We start from the raw sequence: 24,530 nt of genomic DNA on the forward strand, positions 1-24,530 counted from the left end.
AAAGTCTTGCCCAATACAGCTTCAGTCATCTTATCATTTTTGAAATTAATAAATAAAATGGAAAACATGTTTGGAATCCTTCATGGTCACTTGACAATGCTGTTCTTTCTGTTGAATAAAATATCGAACACTAGCACAATCAAAACGAAAAGTCTTCTCAATTTTTCCTCCATTCTGCCACTCACTCTTGGGATGTTCCAAATAAAACTTATCTTGGCGCTTTCTTGCTTTCTTAAAGGCTTGTATCGTTTGCTTTATCTGCTCTTGACCTTCTCGCATAGACGTAAACTTTAAATCTTCATCTGCCTCCTCCAAGCAGGCTTTGATAAGTGGAAATTTATCCAAGATTTTTTTTAAAGAGCGATCTTGAACCATCTGCTTTTTCTTGTAAGTTTCAAAATCTTCTCGGGAAAGTTTCTCTTCATTTAAAATCTCATTAGGCGAATCTAAAGGTAAAGGAAAAGAAGGAGGAGTTCCGGTATCCACTGATCGCTTCTTGCGGTGCTCACTCGAATGCTTGGGAGATTCCTTCAAGCAATTATTTCCTTTCTCTAAAAAAGTAAGATCAGGCAAACTTGGCAAAAATACTTTCTCCTGAGAAATATGTGTCAGTTTCGATTCAATTTGCTTTTTCTTTTGACAAAAAATCTCCTTTTTTTCAGAAGACTCTGTCTTTTGAATCTCACGCTCTAAATCCTTCAATTGAGCTTCTAATATTTGAATGTGTTGATTTTTTTCTTCAAAGGAACGCTTCTCCTGCAAGTAAGTCACTAAAAGTTCTCCTAATTCTTTGGACAAATGTTTTTGGATTTTTTCCAAGTCTTCCTCTTTGGCCTGCTTATCTTGCTCCCATTTCTCTTTTTTCTTAGCTTGTTCCTTAGCTCTCTCTTCTGCTGTTGTCTGGTAAGCATACTCGGCTAAAGCATGTGCCAAATAACCTTCTGAAACAGTCTTCATATTTTGAACATTCATCTGATAAAGTGTTAACCCCGCCATAAAGAGAAGGCCGCATACAAAAAGCAAAGTCAAACTATAAAACAAAATCGACCCTTTTTTATTCATCTTGCTTCTCCTCTGGCTTTTGAAAATAAATGGTGGCTTGATGCTTTTCTTCATTAATAAATGTTAAATCAATATGCACGATATTTGGACTTTGAAAAGTAAAAATCACTCTTCTAACATCCATAAGATAAGGCTGATGTCCCAAGCCTCGTACTAATTTTCGAATCATACGGCTATTCGTGTTTTTATAAAATTCATAAGAGATGTGACGCTCTTTTTGATTTTTAAATTTCAAAGAAGTTCTAGAAACCGCTATTAATCGTCCATTCCGCGCTTCTCTTTGAAGCTGCATGAGAAATACTCCCCAATCATCTGCATAAACTTCTTTGACTTGTTGATAATAGTTTGTTTCTAAATGAAGAGTGGTCATAAGAAGAGACTGAATGCTTGCAAAAAGTAACAAGGCTAAAATCGCTTCCAAAAGGGTAAACCCTCGCTTATTCTTATGGGGATTGAACCCCTTCCAAATGGATAACATAACCTGTCTCCTCCTGAGTGGGATGTACCTGTAAAGTCTTTTCCTGGTAATTAATACCTCGTCCACTTCGTCCATTACTTTCTACGACCCGAATATACAAATCTTCCATCTGATTTAATTGCCCCCGTTGTTTTTTATAATTAAGAGATTGCAAGCGAATCATTGCAACAAAAAGGACAATAAACCCTGCTACCAAGAAAAGGCTAATCATACTCTCTACTAAAAGAAATCCGGACTTATCATTTTTTAACCAGCACATATTTACCTACTCCTAACTGAATTTTTAATGAATACAGCCCATTCGGATAATCAATATCTATCGTAGTTGGTTTAATGTAGCCTGTTAGTGGATGAATTTTGATATATCCACCCCTTGGAATCTTTGCTCCTTTAGGAAGAGATATGACCCGTTCAATCACTCTGGCATTGCTTTCAGACACCGTTCGCACCTGCACCTGATAGTGGCCAAAATCTATCCAATAATATTTTCCACAAAGAATCGCTTTTTTCTGAGCCAATTCATAAGCTTGCGTAATCTCTTGAACAGAATTTCTAATTTCAAATTCTACCTTGAAGTGTTGACAGCCCTTCACGGTGACTAACATCATCACTCCCACCACAATTAATACCAAAATCATTTCTAATAGGGTAAAGCCTTCCTTGCCCTTATTCATGCTAACGCCTTCTCAGTCTATTCATCAGCTAAAACAGCGTTTGTTTTCTTATCTGCAGGAATAAGTTTATACCGTGTGACTTGTTCTGACGTCAGGTACCCATTGCTTTCAAGATCTCCTAATTTAGGCTTCGCATTCTTTGCATTTTCATAAAGAACAGCTTGAGTTTCTACTGTCTTGACTAAAGCTTTATCTCCAGTTTCTTGAGCATTTTCCTTTTGAGTCATCATATTAGGAATAATAATTAAGAGTAGAATCCCCACAATGATCAGAACTAAGCACATTTCTAATAAAGTAAATCCAGATTTATCTACACTTTTTCCTTGTAGCAAACGAAACAGTTGCCGTCTAAAGTTTAAAATTCTATTTTCCATTATTGAATCGCTCCTAACATATTAAACATCGGTAACATTAATAAAAGGTAAACCATCACGACTAAAGTCGCTACAAAAATAAACATCACATTCTGAGCCACTATTATTAATCCATGAATTCGCTCATGAAAAGTTTCTAAGCATCTTTGACTAAATAATCGCATTTTAATGGCTAGCTGGTTAAGGAGTTCTCCTTGCTGAACAATTGATGGAAATTCCTGCTCAAAAACGCCAGACTCTTTTAAAGCTTTTGAAACAGGTTGACCTTCTTGATAACTCGCCTGTAAAAATTGACCGAAGTCTTTCAAAAAAGGGACTTCCTCCTGGCTGGAAAACGTCTCTATAATTTGCTTGATTGAATAACCGACAGCAAAGAGTTGACTGAATTCATAAGCAAAAAAGTAAGTATAATAGAGGCGATACACCCTTCCAATCAAAGGGAGTTTCACGTATCTTTGAGCTCTGTACAAGGGAGAATGCTTCTTGTACCATATTCTTCCTCCTATCAAAAACAGAATACTTAATCCCAAAAAGCCAGCCAGTAAAAGCGGCATATTTTCTAAAGTTCCTAGCAAAATAGCGGCTAATCCTCCCGCTTGGCTGATTCTCATCGCTTTCAACTGAGGAAGTAAAAAGAGTCGTAATCCCCCTAACAAAATTGCAATCATGCCAACCAAAAAAGCAGGATAACGAAGGGTCTTTCTAATCTCTTGCCTCTGCTGGTCACGCGTCTTTAAATAATCTGAGATAACTAATAGATCCTTTGCAAAATCTCCCCATTCCTCACTCACTTTCACTTGAAAAATAACAGATTGTGGGAAATGAAGAATAGACAAAGTCTGATAAAAATAGTTTCCTCTGATTAATTGACTCTCCATGGCTTGAAAATCTTCTTTTTTCTCTGGATAAATTTGACCTAAAAATTGGAAAATTTCGATTAACTGAAATCCTTCCGAAGACATCTGGGCAATATAAAGAAGGACATCTGCTTGCTTTTTCCTTGTCCAAGAACTCGTTATCTCATAATTAGCAATCGCTTTCCAATTGATAGCTCGCTTTGACTTCTTGACTGATCCTTCCACCCTGATACGCCTCCTCTAATTTCTTATTTAATGAAGAAAATTGATCACTATGCTGGCCATTCATCATCCAATGAGTAATCATAGAGGCATCCATCCACTCACAAATCATGGAGCGACGATTATCCTCTAAAGGTAAGAGAGGGATCAACCGCTGAGATACAATCAACAATAAGGTTTGAAGCAATTGTTCTTGACTAATCCCTAATTCCTGTAATCTTCCTAAAACCCCTACACAATTTTTGGCATGAACCGTTGCTAAAACTAGATGTCCCGTCAAAGCAGCTCGCATCACCATTCGAGCAGTCCATTCATCACGAATCTCTCCAATTAATAAAATATCCGGATGGTGGCGCAAACTCGCCTTAATCAAAACATCATAAGTCGTTCCTGCTTTCTCATTCACTTGAACCTGAAGAAAGTTTTTTTCTTTAAGTTCTACTGGGTCCTCCATAGTAATGATTTGCTTAGCTTGTTTTTGATAAAGATCTCTTAACAATTGATAAATCAGTGTGGTCTTTCCTGAAGAAACAGGACCAGAAAATAAAATTAAGCCGCTCTGTTTCTTCATATAAGTTTTCATTATTTCAAAATCATCTAAAGATTCTATACTCAGCGTTTCTTGCTCATAATCAAACAACAAACGAATCACTAACGATTCTTGCAACATATAATTAGCAAGGGTAGACAAACGAAGTTCGATTTTAAAATCGTCTAAATCGTAAAACAAACTTCCTTCTTGAGGTAACCGCCGCTCTCCAACATCCAAATGACTGACATATTTAAGATATCTTATCCACCGTGCCCCCTCTTCCAAATTCAAATCTCTCTGATGAACTAAATTTCCGCCTTGTCGAAAATAAATTGCATAATGATCTTGGTCAGGAAGAAAATGGATATCATCTACCCGTCCGTGATAGGCTCGTTTGAGTAATTCTTTGATAGCCTCTTCCATTTTGCACTTCCTTTCTTCATATAATTCCCTTGCTTTTGAATATTTCCGTTTTTTTGCATCTTTTTTCTTTAAATTTAAATGTTTCCTCTTACTATTTTTCTATTTTCCAATGAAATCTTCCCCTAATTAAAATATGTAAAAAAAAATCGTTTTATATATTTTTGAATTTTTTTGCACTTTTTCACGAAGTCTGAAACTGACAAGTCTAAAAGGATCCCCTATAATGAACATTGGAGCTTTTCGAGAAGCTCTTTTAAAAATAAAAAAGAAGGATGGTGGAAAAGTAATGGATAAAATTATTGATCAATTGTTCCAAATGGAAGTCCAGGCCAACAAAGCTCTCAGCAATGTTCAACAACAAAAACTGGCTCTCAGAGAAACGTATGATCAAAAGAAAGCCGACTATCGCAAGCAAGCACAAGAAAATTATGATCAGACTTTGGCCGATATTAAAACCCAAACTGATGATTATCGTGCTAAGCAATTAGCTGCTTATCAATCGAGCTTCACCCATAAAATGGAACAGATTCAACAATTGGTTGACCATGACCAAGCAGCTTATCTTCTTGATTTTAAGAAGCAATTAACAGCCTTGGGAGTGAACACGAATGAGTAACTACATCGCAATCAACACTAAGATCAAGGCTATGCGAAAAAATCTATGTCTTGATCGCAAAGATTTTGAAGAAGATTATTCTGTTTCCAATCTTCAAGAACTTTATCGTTTGATCGACCAATTACCTAGCTACCACGCCGTTCTAAGTAGAAAAGGCAATCATTATCAAGAGAATCCTAATTCTTTTATTAATGTCTTACAGCAAGGCCTTATTTCGGACTTCTTGAAAATTTATCGTTTTGCAGACCTTACCCAAAGAAAAGCTCTGAAATTATACGGTATTCGCTTTGAAGCCCGATTCATTGCTCGCATTTTACGCCACTTAGAAAAAGAAAAAAGCGTTCAATTGGTTGTTGGACCCTATACAGATTATTTAGAAGAATGTCGTAATTTTAAAATTGGCCAACTTCTAACCGCAACTACTATCGAAGGGGCTATAGACAGTTTCAGTGAAACAGATTACCGACCCTTCTTTGAACAATTCAGTGAATATTTCCATGCGAATTCTTATGATCATTACATTATTTCAACTGCTTTTGATCAGTACTGTTCACTGCTTGTTTGGAAAAAAGCGCGACAAGCCTTCTCTCCAAAAGAACTTAATGCCTTCAAAAAACTTTATGGCATTCGGATGGATTTAGCGAATATTCGGACGATCTATCGTTTGAAATTTCTCTATCATGCAGATGAAAATTATATTCGCGCGCAATTGTTTGATCCAAGTCATTATCTTAATGAGTCTTCGCTCAACACCTTGCTTTCAAGTCAAGACGAGACTTCCTTTATGAATCATCTCAATCTTCTCGGCTTTGAAAATTTGTTTACAAGTGATGATGCCTTGACCCGAAGTGAACGACAACATAATTACTTAGCCAATCTTCAAAAACGACTAAGCAAAGCCCTTCCACATTCGATTCTGCCTCTTCTCACCTATCTCGAAGATAAGGAAAAAGAAGCTCATTTATTCGAACAAATTATGGAAGAAGTGGCCTATAAAGTTGACGATCCTACTTATGTATAACCACGAAAGGAGTTAAGTGAATGATTACAAAAATGAGTATGGTTAACATTACCGGCCCACGTGATGACATCGACCGGATGTCTGACCAATACTTAAGTCACTACGATATACATCTCGAAAACACACTCAAAGAGCTATCAGATATTCGTACCTTAAAGCCTTATACGAGTCCAGATCCCTATAAGCCTTTATCTCAAAGAATTGATGACTTGTTACAATTGAGTCCTACTGAACAAAATGCCGCAGCGATCGAACCACGTTCTTTAGACTTCGACTATATCAAACGTTTAGTAGAACAAGTTGAACATGATGTGAAGACAGAACAAGAAAAATTACAAAAAGTCAACCAAGAGATTACTCAATTAACAACAGATTTCAATAAGTATGAACCTTTCGAAAAAATTGACTATCCTCTTGATGATATTCTCATTATGAAGAAGGTTAAATTCCGTTTTGGGCGCTTCACTCTTTTGAATTATCATAAATATAAAAAGTACATTAAAAATATGGTGCCTGCGATCTTTATTCCTTCTAAAGAAGTTGATGGCTACGTGTACGGAGCATACTTTACTTCTGCTCAAGATCGTCAACGTGTCGACGCTCTCTTCTTCTCTTTGAACTGGAAACGTCTCTATCTACCAGAAGAAAAAGGAACCTTCGTAGAGATCTTGAGTCGCTTCTCTGAAAAAATGGAAAAACTCAAAAAAGAACAAAAGCAACTCGAAACGACTCTTCGTCAAGCGGTACAACCAATTTCTAAAGAACTCTTAGAAGCAAAAGCGCGTTTAGCCCAACTCTCTAAAGCCTTTGGCGTAAGACGGTACGCTGCGATCACCCGTAATGAATTTGCAAAGAAAGAGACGCGCTATCTTTTAATTGGTTGGATGGCAGAAATAGATGCTGCCCAACTCGTTGAGGAAATGAAAGACGATCCAAATGTAACCATCTATTTGGAAGATTATAATGATGGCAATAATATCGAGCCACCTACAAAACTTAAAAACAATTTTTTTACAAAGCCTTTTCGCATGATCACTAAAATGTATGGAACCCCAAACTATGAAGAGTTTGATCCTACTCCTTTAGTCGCACTTACTTATTCTTTAATGTTCGGAGCGATGTTTGGTGATGTAGGACACGGACTCTTATTGATGATATTAGGGATCTTGGGCTACATTAAGAAAAACCTTTCAGGGGCTAAAATGTTCGTACCTGTGGGAATTTCTTCTATGATCTTTGGTTTCCTTTACGGCAGTATCTTCGGATTAGAAGATGTTCTTCCTGCCATCTGGTTAAAACCTAGCGAAGCCATGACAAGCGTTCCTTTCTTCGGAACCTTAAATTCAATTTTCATTGTTTCTGTGTGCTTTGGGATGTTCCTCATCTTATTAACGATGACCATGAACGTCTATATGCGTCTTAAAGAAGGCGAAAAATTAGAAGCTATTTTTGACAGAAACGGCGTGATGGGATTAATTTTCTATGGATTACTCGTTATCACCCTTGTCCTCTATATGACTGGACATGCCATCCCTGCCTTCTCTTTAGTTCTATTGGTGATGCTAATCGCCCTTGCTTGCATTGGGTTTAAAGAAAAAATCATTCATCTCATTACGAAGAGTAAAGAAAAGAGCAGCGACGGTATTGTAATTCAATTGATCACTGTATTCTTTGAAGCTTTCGAAACCCTTCTATCCTTTATCTCAAATACAATTTCTTTCGTCCGTGTGGGTGCTTTTGCGATCAGCCACGGCGTCATGATGGGGATTGTCTTGATGTTTGCTCACTTAGAAGGTGGACATCCTAATTGGCTCGTCTTCATCCTCGGAAACCTATTTGTTACAGGGTTTGAAGGACTCGTTGTCTTTATTCAAGTCCTACGTCTTGAATTCTATGAACTTTTCAGCCACTTCTTCAAGGGAGACGGCATTGAATTTAAATCTATTTGGTCTTAACGGACCCAATGAACAATCATTTTAATCGTCTATAAAAAAGGAGAGTATTTTACATGTCTATTTCTACTTTACTTAAATTAACCATCGCTTTAACTTTTATCCTTGGCTTCGTTCTTCCTGCTGGCTACTATTTCTTTGGTCAAGCTGGTCGTGAACGTTACAAGAAAACTTTAGCTTTTAATATTTTCACCGTTGTTTGTGGTATCGCAATTGCTTTAATTCTCGCTTATCATCCTGAAGTTGCCTACGCTGCTGGTCAAGAAGCTGGTAAAAACGTTGATGGCTTAGCAAAAGGTTTAGGCTTTATTGGAGCCGCTCTTTCTACTGGTCTCTCCTGTGTAGGTGCCGGGATCGCCGTTTCTAACTCCGCTTCCGCTGCTTTAGGTGCTATTAGCGAAGATGACTCCATCTTTGGTCGTTCTTTAATTTTCGTTGGGTTAGCTGAAGGGATTTCCCTATTCGGTTTAATCGTTTCCTTCTCTATCTTGGGGCAACTCTAATGAAAGAATATATCATTAGTGATAACATCCAAGCTTTAACTGGCATGCAGTTAGTAGGCGTGGATGGGGTCTTAATTGACGAAGAGACCAAATTTGAGGATGCTTTTCGTGCTGTTCTCGCTGATGATACGATTGGTGTTTTGATGATTTCTCCTCAACTCATTGCTAGCCATCAGAAACAAGTTGATGATGTGCGATTCAATCGTTCCAAACCTTTAATTGTTGAAATTCAAGGGCCTGCCGAGTATGCACACTCTCAAAGTTCCATCCAATCGACCATACAAAGTGCCATTGGCATATCGATTTAGAGGAGGTTACTATGAAACTCGATGAAAAATTAACTTATTTTGACGATCAAGTCAAATCGCAAACTCAAGAAGAAATTGACCAAGAAATTGAGCAATATCGCCAAACTTTGGAAGAAGATTTGGCTAATTACAAAAAACAAACGGATGAGAATCTCGCTAAACGCTTAGAAACTGAAAAAGAAGCTATTCGCAGGGAAAGTAATAAGATTCTCTCTCAAATGCAAATTAGTCAACAAAAAGACTTATTCTTAAACGAAGAAAAAATGAAAAGTACCCTCTTCCAAGCTTTTGAAAAAGAAATCGAAAACTATAAGAACACCGATCAATATGTCGATCAACTTCTCGCAATGATCAAAAAAATCCAATCTTTTGCGAAGAATGAAACTTATGATCTCTATATTGATCGCAGTGATGCCCATCTTAAAGACCAATTGGCTCAACGGGTCAATCATCCCGTTAGTCTCTCTGACCGTGACTTTATTGGAGGAATAAGAGGCGTTTTAAGAGAACGCCAAATTCTCTTCGACTATTCCTTCTCTAGCCTCTTAGATCAGATGCAAGAAGATTTCGTCATAAAGGGGGCACTATAAATTCATGGAAGTTACAGAAAAAATTTATGCGATTAATGGGCCGATCGTTACCGTTCAAGGGCCTACTGAATTCTCCATGCAAGAACTTGTCCACGTCGGACATTCCCAATTAATCGGAGAAGTTATTCGGATCGACGAATCCAAAACTACTATCCAAGTCTATGAAGAAACTGCAGGCTTGAAACCTGGAGAGCCTATCGTAGGGTCTGGTTCCGCTATGTCCGTTGAATTAGGACCTGGTTTGCTCAATAATATCTTCGATGGAATCGAACGTCCCCTAGAAGAAATTGCCAAACAATCTGGATTCTATATTCAAAAAGGCGTCAATGTTCACTCCTTAGATCGCACCAAGAAATGGAAAGTTCAACCTAAAGTGAACCTAGATGATCAAGTCTCTGGTGGAGACATCATTGCAGAAATTCCAGAATCTGCAGCGATTACTCATAAAGTCATGGTTCCTCCAGAAGTTGTTGGACAAGTCGTTAAGATTGTTGAACCTGGTGAATACACGATTGAAGACACCTTAGCAGAAATTCGTCTCTTCAATGGCGACATTTATCCTATTAAAGCTTACCAAAAATGGCCAATTCGGACTCCTCGTCCTGTGGCTAAACGGCTAGAATCTACTACCCCACTTCTCACTGGACAAAGAATTATCGACACCGTTTTTCCGATTGCTAAAGGCGGAACGGCCGCTATCCCTGGGGGATTTGGGACTGGAAAAACAACCATGCAACACCAAATCGCCAAATTTGCGGATGCAGATGTGATCGTCTATATCGGATGTGGTGAACGTGGAAATGAAATGACCGAAGTTTTGGAAGACTTTTCAAAATTGATCGACCCTCGTTCCCAAGCGCCCCTTATGGAGAGAACGGTTTTGATCGCTAACACCTCCAACATGCCTGTGGCTGCTCGTGAGGCTTCTATCTATACTGGTTTAACCATTGCAGAATACTACCGCGATATGGGGTATGATGTAGCGATCATGGCGGATTCCACCTCCCGTTGGGCAGAAGCCTTACGTGAGCTCTCTGGACGTTTGGAAGAAATGCCAGCCGAAGAAGGTTATCCAGCTTACCTCGCTAGCCGAATTGCTACTTTCTATGAACGGGCTGGAGATATGGAAACCCTCAACCACTCTTCGGGTTCTGTTTCTATTATCGGTGCCGTTTCTCCTCAAGGGGGCGACTTCTCAGAACCTGTTACCCAAAATACCAAACGTTTTGTTCGCTGCTTCTGGGGACTCGATGCCAACTTAGCGCACGCTCGTCACTATCCTGCGATTAACTGGATGAATTCTTATAGCCAATATGTCGATGACCTTTCTTCATGGTACAATAAGAACGTTTCTCCAGAATTCGTGGAAAATCGTGCAGAAATGATGGCCATCCTTCATGAAGAAGATGAATTAAACGAAATCGTTAAGTTGATTGGTTCAGACATCTTACCTGATAATCAAAAACTTACCCTTCAAACCGCTCGTGTCCTTCGTTTAGGATTCTTACAACAGAATACCTTCCATGCGATTGACCAAGCGATTCCAATGGCTAAGCAAGCCAAAATGTTAGATGTCATCCTCTATCTTCACCATCGGATGCAACAACTTGTTCAATGGGGAATGCCGATGTCTTACCTCAGCCAATCAGACATCTTCAACCGGTTAATTACCATGAAATTTGATATTCCAAATGATGACCTCAAAGTGTTTGATGACTACTACAAAGCTATCGATCAATTCTATGATAAAGCCATGCAAGAAAACGGATAAGGGGGAAAAAAGAATGGCAATTGAATATTTAGGTTTAAATTCTATTGAAGGTCCCCTTGTCGTGGTAGATGGGGTTCGTGGAGCCGCTTATGGTGACATTGTCCGCTTCCGTACCAATCGGACCCATCACAAGGTTGGACAAATTATCTCCATTGAAGGGGAACATGCCCTCATTCAAGTGTTCGATTCCACCACAGGAATGTCTCTAGAAAATACCCACACCACTTTCACAGGAAAAGGAATGGAAATTGCTCTAGGGCCTGACATTCTTGGAAGAACCTTTAACGGATTAGGCAAACCTCTCGATGGTTTAGGAACTATCCATGCGGAAGTGAGTCGTGATGTCAACGGCGCTCCTCTTAACCCTGTTTCTCGGATTTACCCAAGAGACTACATTGAAACAGGATTCTCCGCTATTGACGGTTTAACCACCCTCATTCGTGGTCAAAAACTTCCTATCTTCTCAGGAGATGGGATGCCCCACAACGAACTCGCTGCCCAAATCGCTAAACAAGCCAAACTAGGTGACGGCGTAGACGGCGAATTTGCGGTTGTCTTTGCTGCAATGGGAGTTAAACACGATGTGGCGGATTACTTCCGTCGTTCTTTCGAAGAATCAGGAGCAATGAAACACGTCACGATGTTCGTGAATACTGCGGATGATCCCGTTATGGAACGTTTGATCACCCCTCGTATGGCACTCACCACTGCTGAATACCTCGCTTATGACCTCGGCAAGCATGTCTTAGTCATCCTTACCGATATGACTTCCTTCTGTGAAGCCTTACGTGAAGTTTCCAACGCCAAACAAGAAATTCCTTCCCGTAAAGGTTACCCTGGCTACCTCTATTCCGAACTCGCTACTATTTACGAACGGGCAGGTATCGTCAAAGGAAAATCTGGTTCTGTGACCCAGATTCCTATCCTTACGATGCCTAACGATGATATTACCCACCCTATTCCAGACTTAACTGGGTACATTACTGAAGGACAAATCGTTCTTGATCGAAGCGTAGCAGGTAAAAACATCTATCCACCAATCAACGTGCTTCCTTCTCTCTCTCGTTTGATGAAAGACGGTATTGGGGAAGGCTTCACACGTGAAGATCACGAAGACGTTGCCAACCAATTATTCGCCGCTTATTCTTCCGCTATTGATGCGAGAAGTTTAGCCTCAGTTATTGGGGAAGAAGAGCTCTCTGATCTTGATAAGAAATACCTCGCCTTTGGTCAATCCTTCGAAAAAGAATTCGTTGGCCAAAAAGCAGACGAAACCCGGACGATTCAAGATACCCTCAATCTCGGTTGGGACTTGTTAAGACAATTTCCTAAAACAGAACTTAACCGGATCGATTCCAAATACTTGGATAAATACTATGACAACCTCACCTATTCCTACCATACTCCTCTTAAAGAAGGGACTCTTGAGGAAGGTGAAAGGTAATGGAAGTCAATCATACTCCTACCAAAGGGAACTTGATGCAAATTGAAAAGACCCTCCGTCTTTCCAAAAATGGTCATGAATTAATGGACCGTAAACGGATGATTCTCATGAACGAAATCATGGCATTAGTTCAAAAATCACGTCAAGTTCAAACAGATCTCAAAGAAGCTTACGACAAAGCCTATCAGCTCCTCGCAGCTGCTCAAAGAGAAATCGGCCTACACACTATTGCAGAATGGGCACAAGACGTTCCTGTGAGCGATCAACTCACCATTCACGTGCGTAGTATCATGGGAAGCGAAGTCCCTGACCTTCATTACGAAAAACAAAAAATGACGCCGTCCTACTCTTTTGCTAAGACAGCAGTAGAAATGGACCGCGCACGGATGGCTTTTGAAGAAGTCAAGCAACTTCAAATTCAATTAGCACAAATTGAAAATGCCGCCTATCGACTCGCTTTCAATATTCAAAAAACGCAAAAACGGGTTAACGCCTTACAAAACATTACTATTCCTCAACTTCAAGCAGCCCAAGGAGAGATCGCCTCTGCGCTTGAAGAAAAGGAAAGAGAAGAGTTTACTCGCTTGAAAGTCGTTAAACGTATTTTAAATGCTAAAAATGAAGCTCAAAAAGCACGTATGCAAGCTGAAAATGCGTAAACTCTACAAAAAAACCGCCTATCTAAAAAAGACAGGCGGTTTTCTTTTAAGAACATGCTCTTTTTATCCTTTCTCCTTTTTCAAAAAAGACTAGCTTTTAAAAGAGAGAATCACTATAATAAAACATAATTTATGACTTAGTAAGGAGTGATTCCATTGAATCGTAACCATTTGTTTCCTTTAGTTGCTACAGCCTTATACGCTGCCATAATTATTTTAGCGATTACCTTTATTCATATTCCGATGCCTTCCGCACTCTCTAAGAGCTTTGTCCATCCTGGGAATGCTCTCGTTGTTCTCGGCTTACTCCTCCTTGGAGAAAAGAACGGGACTTTTGCAGCTGTCATTGGACTTTTTCTCTATGATACTCTTAATGGTTATGCTGCCTCTGCCCCTTTTACTGTTCTTGAAAATCTCATCGTCTTGCTCATAGTAAGTCTTCTCTACCGCAAAGTTTATCATTCAAAATTAACCCTTGGGCGTCTCAGTTTTATTGGAAGTCTAGCAGGCTTAACCAAAGTCATCGTGATTTTTATCAAGTACACCCTCCGTCAATACCTTCTCGGAAACTCCTTGTTTGCTTCCTTAGCCATCGCAGCAACCGGAATGCCAGCTAGCCTGTTCACAGCGATCGTTACTGGTCTTCTCGTAACCACTCTCTACTTTCCAATGAAGAAAATCTTTGATCGCTATCAACTCACCCAAAATTAAGCCTAAAAAATCCGCTATCCCTAAAATTTAACTAGAGATAGCGGACGTTTTTTAGGTGAAATTATTTTTGCCCATAATAGGCATTTTTACCATGTTTTCGGTAATAATGTTTATCCAAATAATGTTGCGGGATAGGCTCGCCAGCTTGTCGCCTTAAATTTTCTGTTCGTTCTGCCATCTCACAAACTGTTTCAATGACTTTCCCAACTTCTACAGATTTCATTGCACTATTTCCCCAAGAAAAAGTCCCATGATTTCTAACCAAAACGCCCGGTACGGCTATTGGATCAATCTTGCGGTCACGGAATGTCTCTACAATGACTTTTCCCGTATTTTCCTCATAGGCTTCTTCCACTTCTTCTTGTGTTAAATCACGCGTACAGGGAATGCACCCATAAAAATTATCCGCATGCGTGGTCCCATAAACCGGAACGTCACGTCCTGCTTGTGCCCATGCTACCCCTTGAACACTATGTGTATGCGTAATTCCTATAATTTCTGGAAATTCTCTAAATAAAACCACATCCGTAGGGAGATCTGAAGACGGCCTTAAACTTTCTTTTTCTAGAACGTTCCCTTCTAAATCTGTCACGACCATATCTTCAGGTGTCATGGTTTCATAAGGGACCCCTGAGGGTTTAATCACAATCACACCGATCTCTCGATTTACTTCTGCGACATTTCCCCAAGTCAGCGTGACTAAGCCATACTCTGGCAATTTTAAATTAGCTGCACAGACTCTTTCCTTCATCTCACGAATCATTTCTTCTTTAGACATGGAAGCCCGCCTCTCTCATAAATGGTAAGACATAATCTTTTGCTTTTTGAATTTCTTCTTCTGGATGCTCTGAAGTTTCTGACCACATCTCAATCATAAAAGTTCCGTTATAATTCAATCGTTTTAAGGTCTTAAAACAGCCTAAAAAGTCAACATCTCCTGCCCCAAAACGGACTTCTTTAAATTTACCTGGGAAGTTTTCTGTGACATTTAAAGTGTCCTTGACATGACAGGCCACAATTTCATCAATGCCTAGTTCGAGCTCGGCACCGACGTCATTGCCTGACCAAGCGGATATATTCCCTAAATCCGGATAGACTTGCAGCCATGGAGAGTGGATGGTGCGTTTAATGGCATTGAATTTCGTAATCGAATTAATAAAGGGATCATCCATAATCTCAATAGACAACATCACTTGTTTTTCAGCTGCCATATGTACAGCTTTTTGTAAATTTTCCATAAAATAAGCGCGTGAAGTCAGTGTTTTTTCTTCATAATAAACATCGTATCCTGCCAACTGGATATTTCTAACCCCTAAATCAACTGCCAAATCAATCGCTTTTTGCATCATATCTAAAGCTTTTTCTCGTTTTTTAGGGTCTGCGGATCCAAAAGGATAACGTCGATGGCCACTCAAACATATCGAAAAGATGCGAAGACCACTTTCATACATCGCTTCGACTACTTCTCGCCGTTCTTCCTTCGTCCACTCTAATCGCGCAAGACGTTCATCCGTCTCATCAATGGACATTTCCACAAAATCAAAGCCTAATTTTTTTGCCATTTGTAACCGTTGTAACCAGGTAATGCCTTTAGGAAGTGCTTTTTCATAAATACCTAAACTGACCAAAATAATTCCTCCTTATTACTGGGTGCCCTTCTTCTTAATAAAAGAAATTCAGCGATTCTGGGGAGCCGACCGCTGAACTGTTCAACTTATCTGCAGTCTATTAACCCCAGATCTCTTTAATTTTATTTTGGAAATCTATCGCTGCTTGTTTGGGATCTTCTGCTTGGGTAATCCCACGCCCTGCAATAAATGTGTAAACCTCTACCCCTTTAAAGAGATCCAAAATCTCAACTTTTAATCCGCCAGTAACGGATACTTTAAAGCCCATATCCACTAATTTCTTGACTTTTGTGAGATCCTTTTCTCCCCAAGTTTCTCCAGCAAGAAGCGCGTCTCGGCTTTGATGATAAATCGCTTGATGGATGCCTGCATCTAACCAAGCTTGCGCTTGATCATAGGTCCAGTCTCCATAAAGTTCCACTTGAACTTCATCGACTTCTTTCGCCGCAGCTTTCATGGTTGGAATCGTGGCTGAACAAATACAGGTCATAAAGTTTGCCCCGGCTTCTTTCAAATTTTTAGCAACCGTTCCCCCGGCATCTGCACATTTAGGATCCGCTACAATTAATTTATCTGGATACAAGGCTCTAAAACACCGGACAACTTCTGCGCCGTCTTGTAACAAAAGAATTGTCCCTGCTTCAATAATATCTACAACGTCTCCTACGGCTTTAATATCTGCCAGGGCACTCGCTAAATCATTATGATCACACGCTATTTGTAATTTTGGTAAACTCATTGGTTCATTTCCTTTCATTTTGTACTAATAAGAGGTCTTATTTAAAATTTAATTTCAATATCATTATCTGAAACTTCCTCTTCTTCAATTGTCACTTCCTGAATAGGGACTTTAGGCTTTGTAATCGAGCAAATTAAAGCTGTCACTAATGCTCCTATTAAATAAGCAGCTATCCAAAGATGAGGTTTATTGGTTAAAGGAATAGAGAAAACCCCTCCATGAAGGACAGGGACTTCAACTCCCCACACTAAAATCAGAGCATGCGCTAACCCGGAACCAATCGTAGATGCCGCAATTACACGAACAGGATCTCTAAAGGCAAAAGGTAATGCGCCTTCTGTGACTTGACATAAAGACAGAGCAATAGCTACTTTTGCGTCTTCTCTTTCTTCAGGTGTATATTTTTTAGGAGTTAACAATAAAGCGCTAATCGCCATTCCCAATGGAGGCGCCATTGCCGCTGCATTTTTACCAGCCGCAGGTCCCCATATACCTTCTGCTGCAAAAGCTGAAACCACTGAAAATCCAATTTTATTCACTGGGCCTCCCATGTCAAATCCAGTCATCGAACCTAATAAAAAGCCAAGCACAAATTTAGAAGATGTATTCATATTCATAAAGAAATTAACAACTGCCGCTGTTAATTGGGCGAGTGGTGGCCCAATGACATATAAAATAAAAAGTGAAGCAATCAATCCAGAAAAAACAGGTAAAATAACAATTGGCATCATCGATTTCATCGCCCGACCGACTTTAAAATATTTCTTCATTAAGAGAATTAAAATTCCAATAAGCAGTCCTGATAAAATTCCTCCTAAAAAACCTGCTTTGACTTGGCTCGACAGAAATCCTGCTACAAAACCTGGTGCAATTGCTGGTTTTCCTGCAATGGAATTTCCAATGAAAGCAGTTAAAACAGCAATCATAATTCCAAATGAAGCATTACCTGTTTGTAATAAGTAATAACCAATACTCCCAGTAACCTCTACACCACCTATCATTCGAGATAAGGCTGTTGCAAAACCACCGAGAACAATAACAGGAATCATATAAGAAATCCCTGACATAACATGTTTTTTAGTATCTTTTAAAACATTGATTACAATATCCATTAATGCGCCTCCCACTTTTCTCTAATTTTTATCAATAAATTTTCAGGTGATTTAATGCCTAATTTAGTTGGAACTTCCACAATTGGTTTCCCTTTAAATCTTTCTTTTCCAGTCACTCCTATATCTACACAAAATCATTCTTCACTTTCTCTTTGTACAATCTTTTAATTTCACTAATTCTCAACTTCTTGATTCCATGAGTTCACTAAGTTGTATCCACTTTCTTTTTATATCAAAAAAATAGCCTCCTTCGATACACGCTCAAAGGAAGTTGTTCTCGCCTTTGAATTTCTCTAAACGATAGATCAATTAATAGTTATTTCAAACAGATTATGGCAACACTATTTTCTCCCGATACACTCCATTTTTTTATAAAAAAAGCTCAAAACTGCTTGACAATTTTATCACAAGCGGTACAATAAATTTGCTAGTAGCCCCTTAAAGTAACTACTAATATGGCCATATTTTTTAGTTGGAGGGAATGACATGTCACTTATTCATTTACTTGAACAATTTAATTTTACAGAATCAGAAGCAAAAGTTTATATAGCCTTTTTAGAAAACGGACCCACTACTGGGTATGAAATCAGTAAACTTTCTGGTGTCGCTCGTTCGAAAATCTACAACATTATCGAAAGTCTTATCCAAAAAGGAGCTTTAATTTATTCACAATCGGATCGATCCAAAATTTACAAAGCCGAATCTATCGATACTTTATCAACCGTTATTCAGCAAAAAACTAATTCCAATTTAGCAAAACTCAAACAAGAAGCCGCATCTCTTACCCCACAAAAGGAAGATAATCAAATTTGGAAATTAAGTGACTGGGAAGTTGTGGAAACTCGAGCAATAAATATGATTCAATCAGCTACAGACCAAGTGATGATTCAAATATGGGCAGACGAATTAGATGATACTTTAGAAAAAGCCCTTTTAGAAAAAGAATCCCACTTAGAGAAATTTGTTGTTATTTTCTATGATCTAAAGAAAAAATACAAAACAAAACTTCATCGAATCTATTGTCATGGTTTTGAAAAAGAAAAACTCAAAGATATGAATGGTCGATGGATCTTAATTACTGTAGATAGGAATCAAATGCTTTATGTTAGCTTAAATTCTGAAGGAATGACTCAAGCTATTTATACTGAAGAAGCTCAAATGGCTCTCTTTGCAAGAGAATATATTCTTCATGATGCCTATTGCTTAAGAATCTTAGAGCATTTGCAAACAAGTGCTGTGAAAGAATTCGGCGAGGCTATGGAAAAAGTAAGAGATATATATAAAATTAACGAATAGAGGATGAAAAAATGCTTGTTAACACTATTTTATTTTTAATTGTCATTGTTAACGGATGGTTTGCAGTAACTTTTATCAAAGATCTAATCAAACACAAAACAGAAGTTATGAAAGAACCCGGTAACCCTATCATAATGGCTATCGTTACTTTCTTGATGTTCTTATTATCTACATTCGGAATTTCCGATTTTGCAATTGGCTCTTCCTTATATCCTAAAGCCAAATGGGTCAGCGATAAAAAATTACCAGGGACTTTAAATACAGAATGCGTCATTCCAGTAGCTGTGATGGCTTTATCCTACATCTCATCTATCAAAGTAGGTTTGCTCACTCTAGCTACTGCTATTATCTGCCAAATTATAGGAGCCTATGTCAGCCCTAAATACGTTACAAAACTCCCTGCTAAAGTTATCAAAGAATTCGTCGCTGCTGGATTAATTATTGCAGCTGCTCTAATTTTAGCCGGAAAATTTGGTGTTTATCCTACAGGAGGAGAGGCCACTGCTCTAACGGGTGGTAAATTAATCTTGTTTGCTGTTCTATGTGTACTTTATGGTGCTTTAAATAATATCGGTATTGGGTCTTATGCCTTAACAATGGCAACCGTCTATGCTTTAGGTTTAAACCCAGGAGTAGCTTTTCCAATTATGATGGGGGCTTGCACCTTCTCAGTTCCTATTGGATCCATGCAGTTTATTAAACTCGATGCTTATAGTCGAAAAATTACCTTATTCACTTCTACTTTTGGTGTTATAGGCGTATTAGTTGCAGCTTTTGTCGTAAAAAGCTTAAATACTTCCACTTTGCAATGGATCGTTGTGATTGTTATTCTATATTCCGCAATTACCATGCTAAAAAGTGCTTTACAAATGAAAAAGGAGAATTAATCTTATGGAAATTCGAATCTTAAATAGAGAAAATATTCAACAAGTCTTATCTATGAAGGAAACCATTGAAGCTGATAAAGAAGCTCTAAAAATCTATTCTGATAAACAAAGTGATATTCCTCTTCGCGCTAATTTAGATATTCCAGAATACGATGGTCAAAGTCTTTATATGTATGGCTACGTTGCACCTGCTAAAGCCTCTGGTGTAAAAATCGTTTCTGTCTATCCTCATAATATCGAACGCGGATTAACGAGCGTTCCAGCAACTATGGTTACCTTAAATAGCGAAACAGGCGAAGTCAACTGCCTGATGGATGGAACCTACCTCACTCAATTAAGAACAGGAGCCGTTGCTGGCGCAGCTACAGATGAACTCGCAAGAAAAGACGCTTCTATATTTGCCTTATTTGGAACAGGTGGGCAAGCCGAAACTCAATTAGAAGCTGTTTTAAATGTTCGTCCGATCAAAGAAGTTAAAGTTTTTGATCTCTCAAAAGAACGAAGAGAAAATTTCGCCAATAAAATGCAAAAGAAATTCGGGAACATTTTTGAAGTGAATATTCGAGCAGTCAATTCTTCAGATGAAGCTGTCAAAGACGCTGACATTATCACTACGGTCACTACTGCTAAAGAAGCCGTTTTTGATGGAACGCTCGTCAAACCAGGTGCTCATATCAACGGCGTTGGTTCCTATACGCCAGAAATGGCAGAAATTCCAGAATCACTCATTATAAAAGCAGACAAAATTTATGTAGACACTTGGGATGGGGCTGTTAAAGAATCTGGAGACCTTATTCAGCCTCTTGAAAAGGGAATTTTACAAGAAAACCAAATCACAGGAGAGATTGGCGATCAAATTGCTGGTCGAATTAAAGGACGGGAATCTGAAGAAGAAATTACCTTTTTCGAAACCACTGGAAGTGCTGTTTTAGACTTAGTCGTTGCTCAAAAAATTTATGAAGCCGCTGCGGAAAAAGGAATCGGGCAAATAATTTCTTTGTAAGTTGCTAGTATCTGATTAACTTAATGAATTAAAGGCGATGGGAATTCCTGTTGCCTTTTTTATAAAAAAGCTATGTATAAATTAGCTAAAATTATGCCAATTCATTACATAGCTTTTTATATTCGTCTATTATTACTAATTTTGAACCATAGATTCACAATTTAATTTCTCTCTTATGTAACTACATCCTACTCATTTATTGTTTCAAAAATTTTACTATATTTAGATCCTTCTTTATAAAAAACAGGTATATTTTCAATATTTTCATTAATTTTTATTTTCTTACCTCCGCCAAAAACTTCTTTAGTGAATAAATTTACCCATTTATTTCCTTTAGGTAAATAAACTATTTTTTCTTTTAATTTATATTCAGTGATAGGTGCAATCAATAAATCAGATCCAAACATATACTGATAGGTTTCTTCCCAAGCTTCCTTATCTTCTGGAAAATCAATGAATAAACTTCTTATTATAGGTACACCTGTAAGTCTAGTCTCTTCATATGCATCTACTATGTATTCATTTAACTGTTTTCTAAGAAAAGTATACTTAGTTAATATTTTTTCTACTTTTTCTCCAAACGACCATATTTCATTATCAGATCCACTTGTTTTCAATCCTCCACCAAAATTGGATAATCGTTCTTTATGAGGCTGTCTATCTCCATGCATTCTCAAAATAGGAGAAAAAACTGCATATTGAAACCATCTTACGAGCAATTCTTTAAATTTATCTGTCGTACTATCTCCGCTATGAAACCCGCCAATGTCACTAGTACACCAAGGAATACCGCTGATCCCCATACTTATTGCAATTTGAATTTGTCTTTTTAACGAATCGAAACTAGAATCAATATCGCCGGACCATGCTAAAGCACCAAGTTTTTGTGATCCAAACCATGCTGAGCGTATTAATATAGGAAATGATAAATCACTTTTTTTATATAATTCATAAAAAGTTTTTAAATAATAATACGGATATTTATTTGCATATTTTTCAAAATTCCCATAGCATATTTCATAATTCCTATGAACATAATTATCCATTTCAGGTTCAGCTTGATCCGCCCAGAACATATAAATATTTTTCTTCATATAATTTTCATATAATAAATGCGAAATATATTTTCTGGTCTTCCGATTAGTATAATCCAACACGCTCAACCATTAAAAACTAAATTTTCTTTATCAAAATAACTTTTAATAAGTAACTGATTATCCTTAAAATACTTATAATTATTACTATTTTTATGAACAGTCGGCCACACAGATACCATAAATTGGATATCCTTCTTATTTAATCTAGCAGCTACTTTATCAATTTCTTTCCAATAATCCATATCAAAATTAAAATCTCCATCGTACACCCAATGATAATAATCAATTACTATTACTGATAATGGAATTTGTTTAAGAAAATATTTTTTAGCTACTTCTTCTACTTCTGTGGTTGTTCGATACCTTAACTTGCTTTGCCATAAAATATGTAACCTTGCTCAGCATTCAAATTAATAATATTCTTTGCACTCTAGACCCAGCAACTATCGTAATTAATGGGAATCTATTTTTCAATATTTCTGACTTACTACCTCTTTTACATAAAAATTTATCCAATAACCTTTATACCAACGCTAATATTAAATTAAGTACATTAAAAAATGATGCCATTTTATTGGGATGCGTTGCACAAATGGCTAGACACTTTCTTAAAGTGGAACACCTTAAATTGACAAATATATTTAATGCAAATTCAGCATATCCAAAAGCGTAAAATTGAATAAATGAAATAGAGATAATATCTGGGTAAAGTTAGGAATTAAAATATTAGTGATAGTAAAAAATAGAATGTGTTCTTTATCTTTTAAGAATACTTATCATTCCGATTTCATCTTATCTATTCTACTGTCAAACATTCTATTCGCTTGAAGCCAGTTAATTTTTTTGATACATTTATTGTTAGGACGTTTATCTTGAAAAGTGATTATCCTATAGCTATGAAAAAAGAGTCTAAAAAATTAGTATATCCATACTAAAAACAGCCTCAGAGTACTTTTATCATTGATGAAAGTACTCTGAGGCTGTTTTATTGCCACGTATTCTTATTAACTTAACTCTTAAGATAAATTTAAGATCTCAACTTTTTAACTTTTTTATTAAAAGTCTGATTTTTAGTGAACAATCCATTTAACTAGAGATAGCGGACGTTTTTTGTTTGAAGTTTATTTTTTCTAACAACAAGAGCTGCCTTCTTGAAGTTGAACCTTCAACAATTTAAAGAAGAGAAGGCCAGCTACCAATAAGCCAATGTGACTCAAACCCGCAATACCAGAAATAGCGCCATTCATTCCTGAAGTCAGCGGAGTACCTAGAACCGTCAGAATTCCTCTGACCATCATCATTCCTCCCATCACTAATAAGGAACCATGATATAAGAGAAAGAAGCGTTTAAATAAAGGATGATCGCTCAACTTCATGCGTTGATCTAAACTCAAGAGAGCTAAACAAACTCCCGTCCCCAAAATCAACCAGTGCCCATGTACATAGCCCAAAGAGGTTCTTCCTGTAAAGGCCATAGCTTTGGTCAATTCACGATAAACCACACCTGCACTCATAGCTAAAAGAAAATATAGGAGGGCCATATTCACTAAACTTTCCGCCCAAGTCACAGAGGGTCTATGATGAAAGAATTGCCGAGCAAACCCTACACCTGCTAAAGCCAAAGATGCTCCTAATCCCGTATAGAACCACGCAATCACACCTTCAGGAAGTAAAGCAAAGTGACGAATACTGATTCCCATCCCCATCATAAAAAACATAATCAAAAAAGAAGGCCCATCAAAAAACTTCCAAAAAGCGAGCTTATCCTCTCTCGACTTTAAGATCCGTTGCGTGTGCTTAACAACCAAAGGGCCAAAGACTCTCCACTGAAATAAAGCAAAGACCAGCATACTTAATAAGCCATTAATCAGCATCCAATGTCCCTGATAAGCGCTCACCCCTATTTTTAAAATATTTAATCCTGCAATGAGCCAGACAAGACTTGCGATTGCTAATAAAGTTACTTTTTTTACTTTCATTATTGTTCCTCTTTCCTATCTATACAGATAATGATTCACTAAAATTTTAAGGTCTTCGAAACTTGGACTGCCCTTCGTTAAGCTATCCATGAACAATGGAAAAATCATTTGTGTAAATTTCTCTACATTTAGCTCTTCATCCCACAAATCAGAACGAATCTGAGAATCCTGCAAAAGACAAGCCGTCATATTTTTCTCAAATTGCTTGAATACCCCTTGCATCCGCTCTTGACCAGTTTTCTTGCCCGCTCCTTTTAAGAGCTGGCCATGCCCCATCAAAAAACCTGGAAACTGTTTTTCTCCTGCTTGAATGACCTGATAGAGATCCCATAAATAATCACACAAGGTTTGCTCTGGGCGAATCTGCAAACAATCCTTCAAAATTATCCGCCAAATTGAGCCAATCGTTTCCAGAATTAATTCTTCTTTTGAACCAAAATAATTATAAATAGATCCCAAAGCTATCCCTGCCTCATCCGCTACGCGCCGAACAGTTAATTGGTTCAGACCTTCAGTGGATACAATCTCCCGACAGGTTGCTAAAATTTCTTCTTTACTCGATACTTTTGGATTCATTCACTCACCTCCCCAA

28 protein-coding genes are annotated in these 24,530 nt (G+C 37.9%); 13 read left to right on the forward strand and 15 right to left on the reverse strand.

All coding sequences use genetic code 11. From position 1 onward, the window contains the following. Window positions 1-45: 45 nt before the first annotated feature. From AWM71_RS00310 to comGA, 7 genes are read right to left on the reverse strand one after another with little or no spacing between them, the layout of a single operon-like run. Window positions 46-1,062, reverse strand: coding sequence for a hypothetical protein (locus AWM71_RS00310; protein WP_060776142.1), 1,017 nt, complete (start codon window positions 1,060-1,062; stop codon window positions 46-48). Then, window positions 1,055-1,540, reverse strand: coding sequence for a competence type IV pilus minor pilin ComGF (comGF, locus tag AWM71_RS00315; RefSeq protein WP_060776143.1), 486 nt, complete (start codon window positions 1,538-1,540; stop codon window positions 1,055-1,057). Before comGF ends, AWM71_RS00310 begins: the two co-directional genes overlap by 8 nt. Next, window positions 1,506-1,799: a hypothetical protein gene (locus AWM71_RS08215; RefSeq protein WP_060776144.1), complete on the reverse strand. Its 294-nt coding sequence runs from the start codon at window positions 1,797-1,799 to the stop codon at window positions 1,506-1,508. The genes comGF and AWM71_RS08215 overlap by 35 nt, the downstream gene beginning before the upstream one ends. Further along, window positions 1,780-2,214 (reverse strand): type II secretion system protein, encoded by a 435-nt coding sequence (locus AWM71_RS00325; RefSeq protein WP_060776145.1) that lies wholly within the window; start codon window positions 2,212-2,214, stop codon window positions 1,780-1,782. The genes AWM71_RS08215 and AWM71_RS00325 overlap by 20 nt, the downstream gene beginning before the upstream one ends. Before the next feature lie 17 nt (window positions 2,215-2,231). Beyond that, the gene (gene comGC, locus AWM71_RS00330) at window positions 2,232-2,588 is read right to left on the reverse strand and encodes a competence type IV pilus major pilin ComGC (RefSeq protein ID WP_060776146.1); all 357 of its coding nucleotides are present in this window, start codon (window positions 2,586-2,588) and stop codon (window positions 2,232-2,234) included. Then, window positions 2,588-3,670 carry a competence type IV pilus assembly protein ComGB gene (gene comGB, locus AWM71_RS00335; RefSeq protein WP_060776147.1) on the reverse strand — a complete coding sequence of 361 codons (1,083 nt, stop codon included), beginning with the start codon at window positions 3,668-3,670 and terminating at the stop codon, window positions 2,588-2,590. Before comGB ends, comGC begins: the two co-directional genes overlap by 1 nt. Then, on the reverse strand, window positions 3,615-4,622 hold the full coding sequence (gene comGA, locus AWM71_RS00340; protein ID WP_060776148.1) for a competence type IV pilus ATPase ComGA: 1,008 nt from the start codon (window positions 4,620-4,622) through the stop codon (window positions 3,615-3,617). Before comGA ends, comGB begins: the two co-directional genes overlap by 56 nt. A 223-nt stretch (window positions 4,623-4,845) precedes the next feature. On the opposite strand from comGA, the gene AWM71_RS00345 reads away from it, so the two are divergent. From AWM71_RS00345 to AWM71_RS00390, 10 genes are all read left to right on the forward strand, one after another. After that, window positions 4,846-5,238, forward strand: coding sequence for a hypothetical protein (locus AWM71_RS00345; protein ID WP_060776149.1), 393 nt, complete (start codon window positions 4,846-4,848; stop codon window positions 5,236-5,238). Beyond that, the gene (locus AWM71_RS00350) at window positions 5,231-6,259 is read left to right on the forward strand and encodes a V-type ATPase subunit (protein WP_060776150.1); all 1,029 of its coding nucleotides are present in this window, start codon (window positions 5,231-5,233) and stop codon (window positions 6,257-6,259) included. The genes AWM71_RS00345 and AWM71_RS00350 overlap by 8 nt, the downstream gene beginning before the upstream one ends. Before the next feature lie 20 nt (window positions 6,260-6,279). Continuing rightward, complete coding sequence (locus AWM71_RS00355; RefSeq protein WP_060776151.1) at window positions 6,280-8,214, forward strand: V-type ATP synthase subunit I; 1,935 nt, start codon at window positions 6,280-6,282, stop codon at window positions 8,212-8,214. 53 nt (window positions 8,215-8,267) lie between these two features. Next, on the forward strand, window positions 8,268-8,714 hold the full coding sequence (locus AWM71_RS00360; protein ID WP_101660634.1) for an ATP synthase subunit C: 447 nt from the start codon (window positions 8,268-8,270) through the stop codon (window positions 8,712-8,714). Continuing rightward, on the forward strand, window positions 8,714-9,022 hold the full coding sequence (locus tag AWM71_RS00365; protein WP_060776152.1) for a V-type ATP synthase subunit F: 309 nt from the start codon (window positions 8,714-8,716) through the stop codon (window positions 9,020-9,022). Before AWM71_RS00360 ends, AWM71_RS00365 begins: the two co-directional genes overlap by 1 nt. Before the next feature lie 11 nt (window positions 9,023-9,033). After that, complete coding sequence (locus AWM71_RS00370; protein WP_060776153.1) at window positions 9,034-9,612, forward strand: V-type ATP synthase subunit E; 579 nt, start codon at window positions 9,034-9,036, stop codon at window positions 9,610-9,612. Window positions 9,613-9,616: 4 nt separating this feature from the next. Further along, window positions 9,617-11,383, forward strand: coding sequence for a V-type ATP synthase subunit A (locus AWM71_RS00375; protein WP_060776154.1), 1,767 nt, complete (start codon window positions 9,617-9,619; stop codon window positions 11,381-11,383). 13 nt (window positions 11,384-11,396) lie between these two features. Continuing rightward, window positions 11,397-12,827, forward strand: coding sequence for a V-type ATP synthase subunit B (locus AWM71_RS00380; protein WP_060776155.1), 1,431 nt, complete (start codon window positions 11,397-11,399; stop codon window positions 12,825-12,827). Further along, a complete protein-coding gene (locus AWM71_RS00385) occupies window positions 12,827-13,486 on the forward strand; it encodes a V-type ATP synthase subunit D (RefSeq protein WP_060776156.1) in 660 nt (219 codons plus the stop codon). The genes AWM71_RS00380 and AWM71_RS00385 overlap by 1 nt, the downstream gene beginning before the upstream one ends. 156 nt (window positions 13,487-13,642) lie before the next feature. Next, window positions 13,643-14,197 (forward strand): ECF transporter S component, encoded by a 555-nt coding sequence (locus tag AWM71_RS00390; protein ID WP_060776157.1) that lies wholly within the window; start codon window positions 13,643-13,645, stop codon window positions 14,195-14,197. Window positions 14,198-14,258: 61 nt separating this feature from the next. On the opposite strand, the gene araD is transcribed toward AWM71_RS00390, so the two are convergent. From araD to AWM71_RS00410, 4 genes are all read right to left on the reverse strand, one after another. Continuing rightward, window positions 14,259-14,975 carry an L-ribulose-5-phosphate 4-epimerase AraD gene (araD, locus tag AWM71_RS00395; protein WP_060776158.1) on the reverse strand — a complete coding sequence of 239 codons (717 nt, stop codon included), beginning with the start codon at window positions 14,973-14,975 and terminating at the stop codon, window positions 14,259-14,261. Next, complete coding sequence (locus tag AWM71_RS00400; RefSeq protein WP_060776159.1) at window positions 14,968-15,825, reverse strand: L-ribulose-5-phosphate 3-epimerase; 858 nt, start codon at window positions 15,823-15,825, stop codon at window positions 14,968-14,970. The genes araD and AWM71_RS00400 overlap by 8 nt, the downstream gene beginning before the upstream one ends. 100 nt (window positions 15,826-15,925) lie before the next feature. Beyond that, complete coding sequence (locus AWM71_RS00405) at window positions 15,926-16,564, reverse strand: 3-keto-L-gulonate-6-phosphate decarboxylase UlaD (RefSeq protein WP_060776160.1); 639 nt, start codon at window positions 16,562-16,564, stop codon at window positions 15,926-15,928. Window positions 16,565-16,605: 41 nt separating this feature from the next. Next, on the reverse strand, window positions 16,606-17,676 hold the full coding sequence (locus tag AWM71_RS00410) for a PTS fructose transporter subunit IIC (protein ID WP_060776161.1): 1,071 nt from the start codon (window positions 17,674-17,676) through the stop codon (window positions 16,606-16,608). Window positions 17,677-18,162: 486 nt separating this feature from the next. Here AWM71_RS00410 and AWM71_RS00415 point away from each other — a divergent pair, with 486 nt between their 5' ends. The 3 genes from AWM71_RS00415 to AWM71_RS00425 are packed head-to-tail and all read left to right on the forward strand — an operon-like array spanning window position 18,163 to window position 20,862. Beyond that, window positions 18,163-18,972: a TrmB family transcriptional regulator gene (locus AWM71_RS00415; RefSeq protein WP_060776162.1), complete on the forward strand. Its 810-nt coding sequence runs from the start codon at window positions 18,163-18,165 to the stop codon at window positions 18,970-18,972. Between the two features lie 11 nt (window positions 18,973-18,983). Beyond that, window positions 18,984-19,859: a sulfite exporter TauE/SafE family protein gene (locus AWM71_RS00420; RefSeq protein ID WP_060776163.1), complete on the forward strand. Its 876-nt coding sequence runs from the start codon at window positions 18,984-18,986 to the stop codon at window positions 19,857-19,859. 10 nt (window positions 19,860-19,869) lie between these two features. Beyond that, window positions 19,870-20,862 carry an ornithine cyclodeaminase family protein gene (locus AWM71_RS00425; RefSeq protein WP_197415344.1) on the forward strand — a complete coding sequence of 331 codons (993 nt, stop codon included), beginning with the start codon at window positions 19,870-19,872 and terminating at the stop codon, window positions 20,860-20,862. Window positions 20,863-21,050: 188 nt separating this feature from the next. Here the strand turns inward: AWM71_RS00425 and AWM71_RS00430 are convergent, their stop codons facing one another. The 4 genes from AWM71_RS00430 to AWM71_RS00445 all read right to left on the reverse strand — a co-directional run bounded on the left by AWM71_RS00430 (window position 21,051) and on the right by AWM71_RS00445 (window position 24,514). Further along, entirely contained in the window at window positions 21,051-22,019 is a 969-nt protein-coding gene (locus tag AWM71_RS00430) for a TIM-barrel domain-containing protein (RefSeq protein WP_250636674.1), read from the reverse strand. A gap of 2 nt (window positions 22,020-22,021) precedes the next feature. After that, on the reverse strand, window positions 22,022-22,345 hold the full coding sequence (locus AWM71_RS08530; protein WP_082632703.1) for a TIM-barrel domain-containing protein: 324 nt from the start codon (window positions 22,343-22,345) through the stop codon (window positions 22,022-22,024). 744 nt (window positions 22,346-23,089) lie between these two features. Continuing rightward, window positions 23,090-23,938, reverse strand: coding sequence for a DUF2871 domain-containing protein (locus AWM71_RS08385; protein ID WP_236701129.1), 849 nt, complete (start codon window positions 23,936-23,938; stop codon window positions 23,090-23,092). A 15-nt stretch (window positions 23,939-23,953) separates the two neighbouring features. Beyond that, the gene (locus tag AWM71_RS00445) at window positions 23,954-24,514 is read right to left on the reverse strand and encodes a TetR/AcrR family transcriptional regulator (protein WP_060776167.1); all 561 of its coding nucleotides are present in this window, start codon (window positions 24,512-24,514) and stop codon (window positions 23,954-23,956) included. Window positions 24,515-24,530: the final 16 nt, after the last annotated feature.

Origin of the sequence: Aerococcus christensenii (assembly GCF_001543105.1) — a bacterium.
In the GTDB taxonomy this organism is placed as follows: Bacteria; Bacillota; Bacilli; order Lactobacillales; family Aerococcaceae; genus Aerococcus; species Aerococcus christensenii.

What these genes read in the sequence shown, in the direction of transcription:
- AWM71_RS00310 (WP_060776142.1), bottom strand. Translation starts at nt 1,062, where the DNA reads ATGAATAAAAAAGGGTCGATTTTGTTTTATAGTTTGACTTTGCTTTTT.
- comGF (WP_060776143.1), bottom strand. Translation starts at nt 1,540, where the DNA reads ATGTTATCCATTTGGAAGGGGTTCAATCCCCATAAGAATAAGCGAGGG.
- AWM71_RS08215 (WP_060776144.1), bottom strand. Translation starts at nt 1,799, where the DNA reads ATGTGCTGGTTAAAAAATGATAAGTCCGGATTTCTTTTAGTAGAGAGT.
- AWM71_RS00325 (WP_060776145.1), bottom strand. Translation starts at nt 2,214, where the DNA reads ATGAATAAGGGCAAGGAAGGCTTTACCCTATTAGAAATGATTTTGGTA.
- comGC (WP_060776146.1), bottom strand. Translation starts at nt 2,588, where the DNA reads ATGGAAAATAGAATTTTAAACTTTAGACGGCAACTGTTTCGTTTGCTA.
- comGA (WP_060776148.1), bottom strand. Translation starts at nt 4,622, where the DNA reads ATGGAAGAGGCTATCAAAGAATTACTCAAACGAGCCTATCACGGACGG.
- AWM71_RS00345 (WP_060776149.1), top strand. Translation starts at nt 4,846, where the DNA reads ATGAACATTGGAGCTTTTCGAGAAGCTCTTTTAAAAATAAAAAAGAAG.
- AWM71_RS00350 (WP_060776150.1), top strand. Translation starts at nt 5,231, where the DNA reads ATGAGTAACTACATCGCAATCAACACTAAGATCAAGGCTATGCGAAAA.
- AWM71_RS00355 (WP_060776151.1), top strand. Translation starts at nt 6,280, where the DNA reads ATGATTACAAAAATGAGTATGGTTAACATTACCGGCCCACGTGATGAC.
- AWM71_RS00360 (WP_101660634.1), top strand. Translation starts at nt 8,268, where the DNA reads ATGTCTATTTCTACTTTACTTAAATTAACCATCGCTTTAACTTTTATC.
- AWM71_RS00365 (WP_060776152.1), top strand. Translation starts at nt 8,714, where the DNA reads ATGAAAGAATATATCATTAGTGATAACATCCAAGCTTTAACTGGCATG.
- AWM71_RS00370 (WP_060776153.1), top strand. Translation starts at nt 9,034, where the DNA reads ATGAAACTCGATGAAAAATTAACTTATTTTGACGATCAAGTCAAATCG.
- AWM71_RS00375 (WP_060776154.1), top strand. Translation starts at nt 9,617, where the DNA reads ATGGAAGTTACAGAAAAAATTTATGCGATTAATGGGCCGATCGTTACC.
- AWM71_RS00380 (WP_060776155.1), top strand. Translation starts at nt 11,397, where the DNA reads ATGGCAATTGAATATTTAGGTTTAAATTCTATTGAAGGTCCCCTTGTC.
- AWM71_RS00385 (WP_060776156.1), top strand. Translation starts at nt 12,827, where the DNA reads ATGGAAGTCAATCATACTCCTACCAAAGGGAACTTGATGCAAATTGAA.
- araD (WP_060776158.1), bottom strand. Translation starts at nt 14,975, where the DNA reads ATGTCTAAAGAAGAAATGATTCGTGAGATGAAGGAAAGAGTCTGTGCA.
- AWM71_RS00405 (WP_060776160.1), bottom strand. Translation starts at nt 16,564, where the DNA reads ATGAGTTTACCAAAATTACAAATAGCGTGTGATCATAATGATTTAGCG.
- AWM71_RS00410 (WP_060776161.1), bottom strand. Translation starts at nt 17,676, where the DNA reads ATGGATATTGTAATCAATGTTTTAAAAGATACTAAAAAACATGTTATG.
- AWM71_RS00415 (WP_060776162.1), top strand. Translation starts at nt 18,163, where the DNA reads ATGTCACTTATTCATTTACTTGAACAATTTAATTTTACAGAATCAGAA.
- AWM71_RS00420 (WP_060776163.1), top strand. Translation starts at nt 18,984, where the DNA reads ATGCTTGTTAACACTATTTTATTTTTAATTGTCATTGTTAACGGATGG.
- AWM71_RS08385 (WP_236701129.1), bottom strand. Translation starts at nt 23,938, where the DNA reads ATGAAAGTAAAAAAAGTAACTTTATTAGCAATCGCAAGTCTTGTCTGG.
- AWM71_RS00445 (WP_060776167.1), bottom strand. Translation starts at nt 24,514, where the DNA reads ATGAATCCAAAAGTATCGAGTAAAGAAGAAATTTTAGCAACCTGTCGG.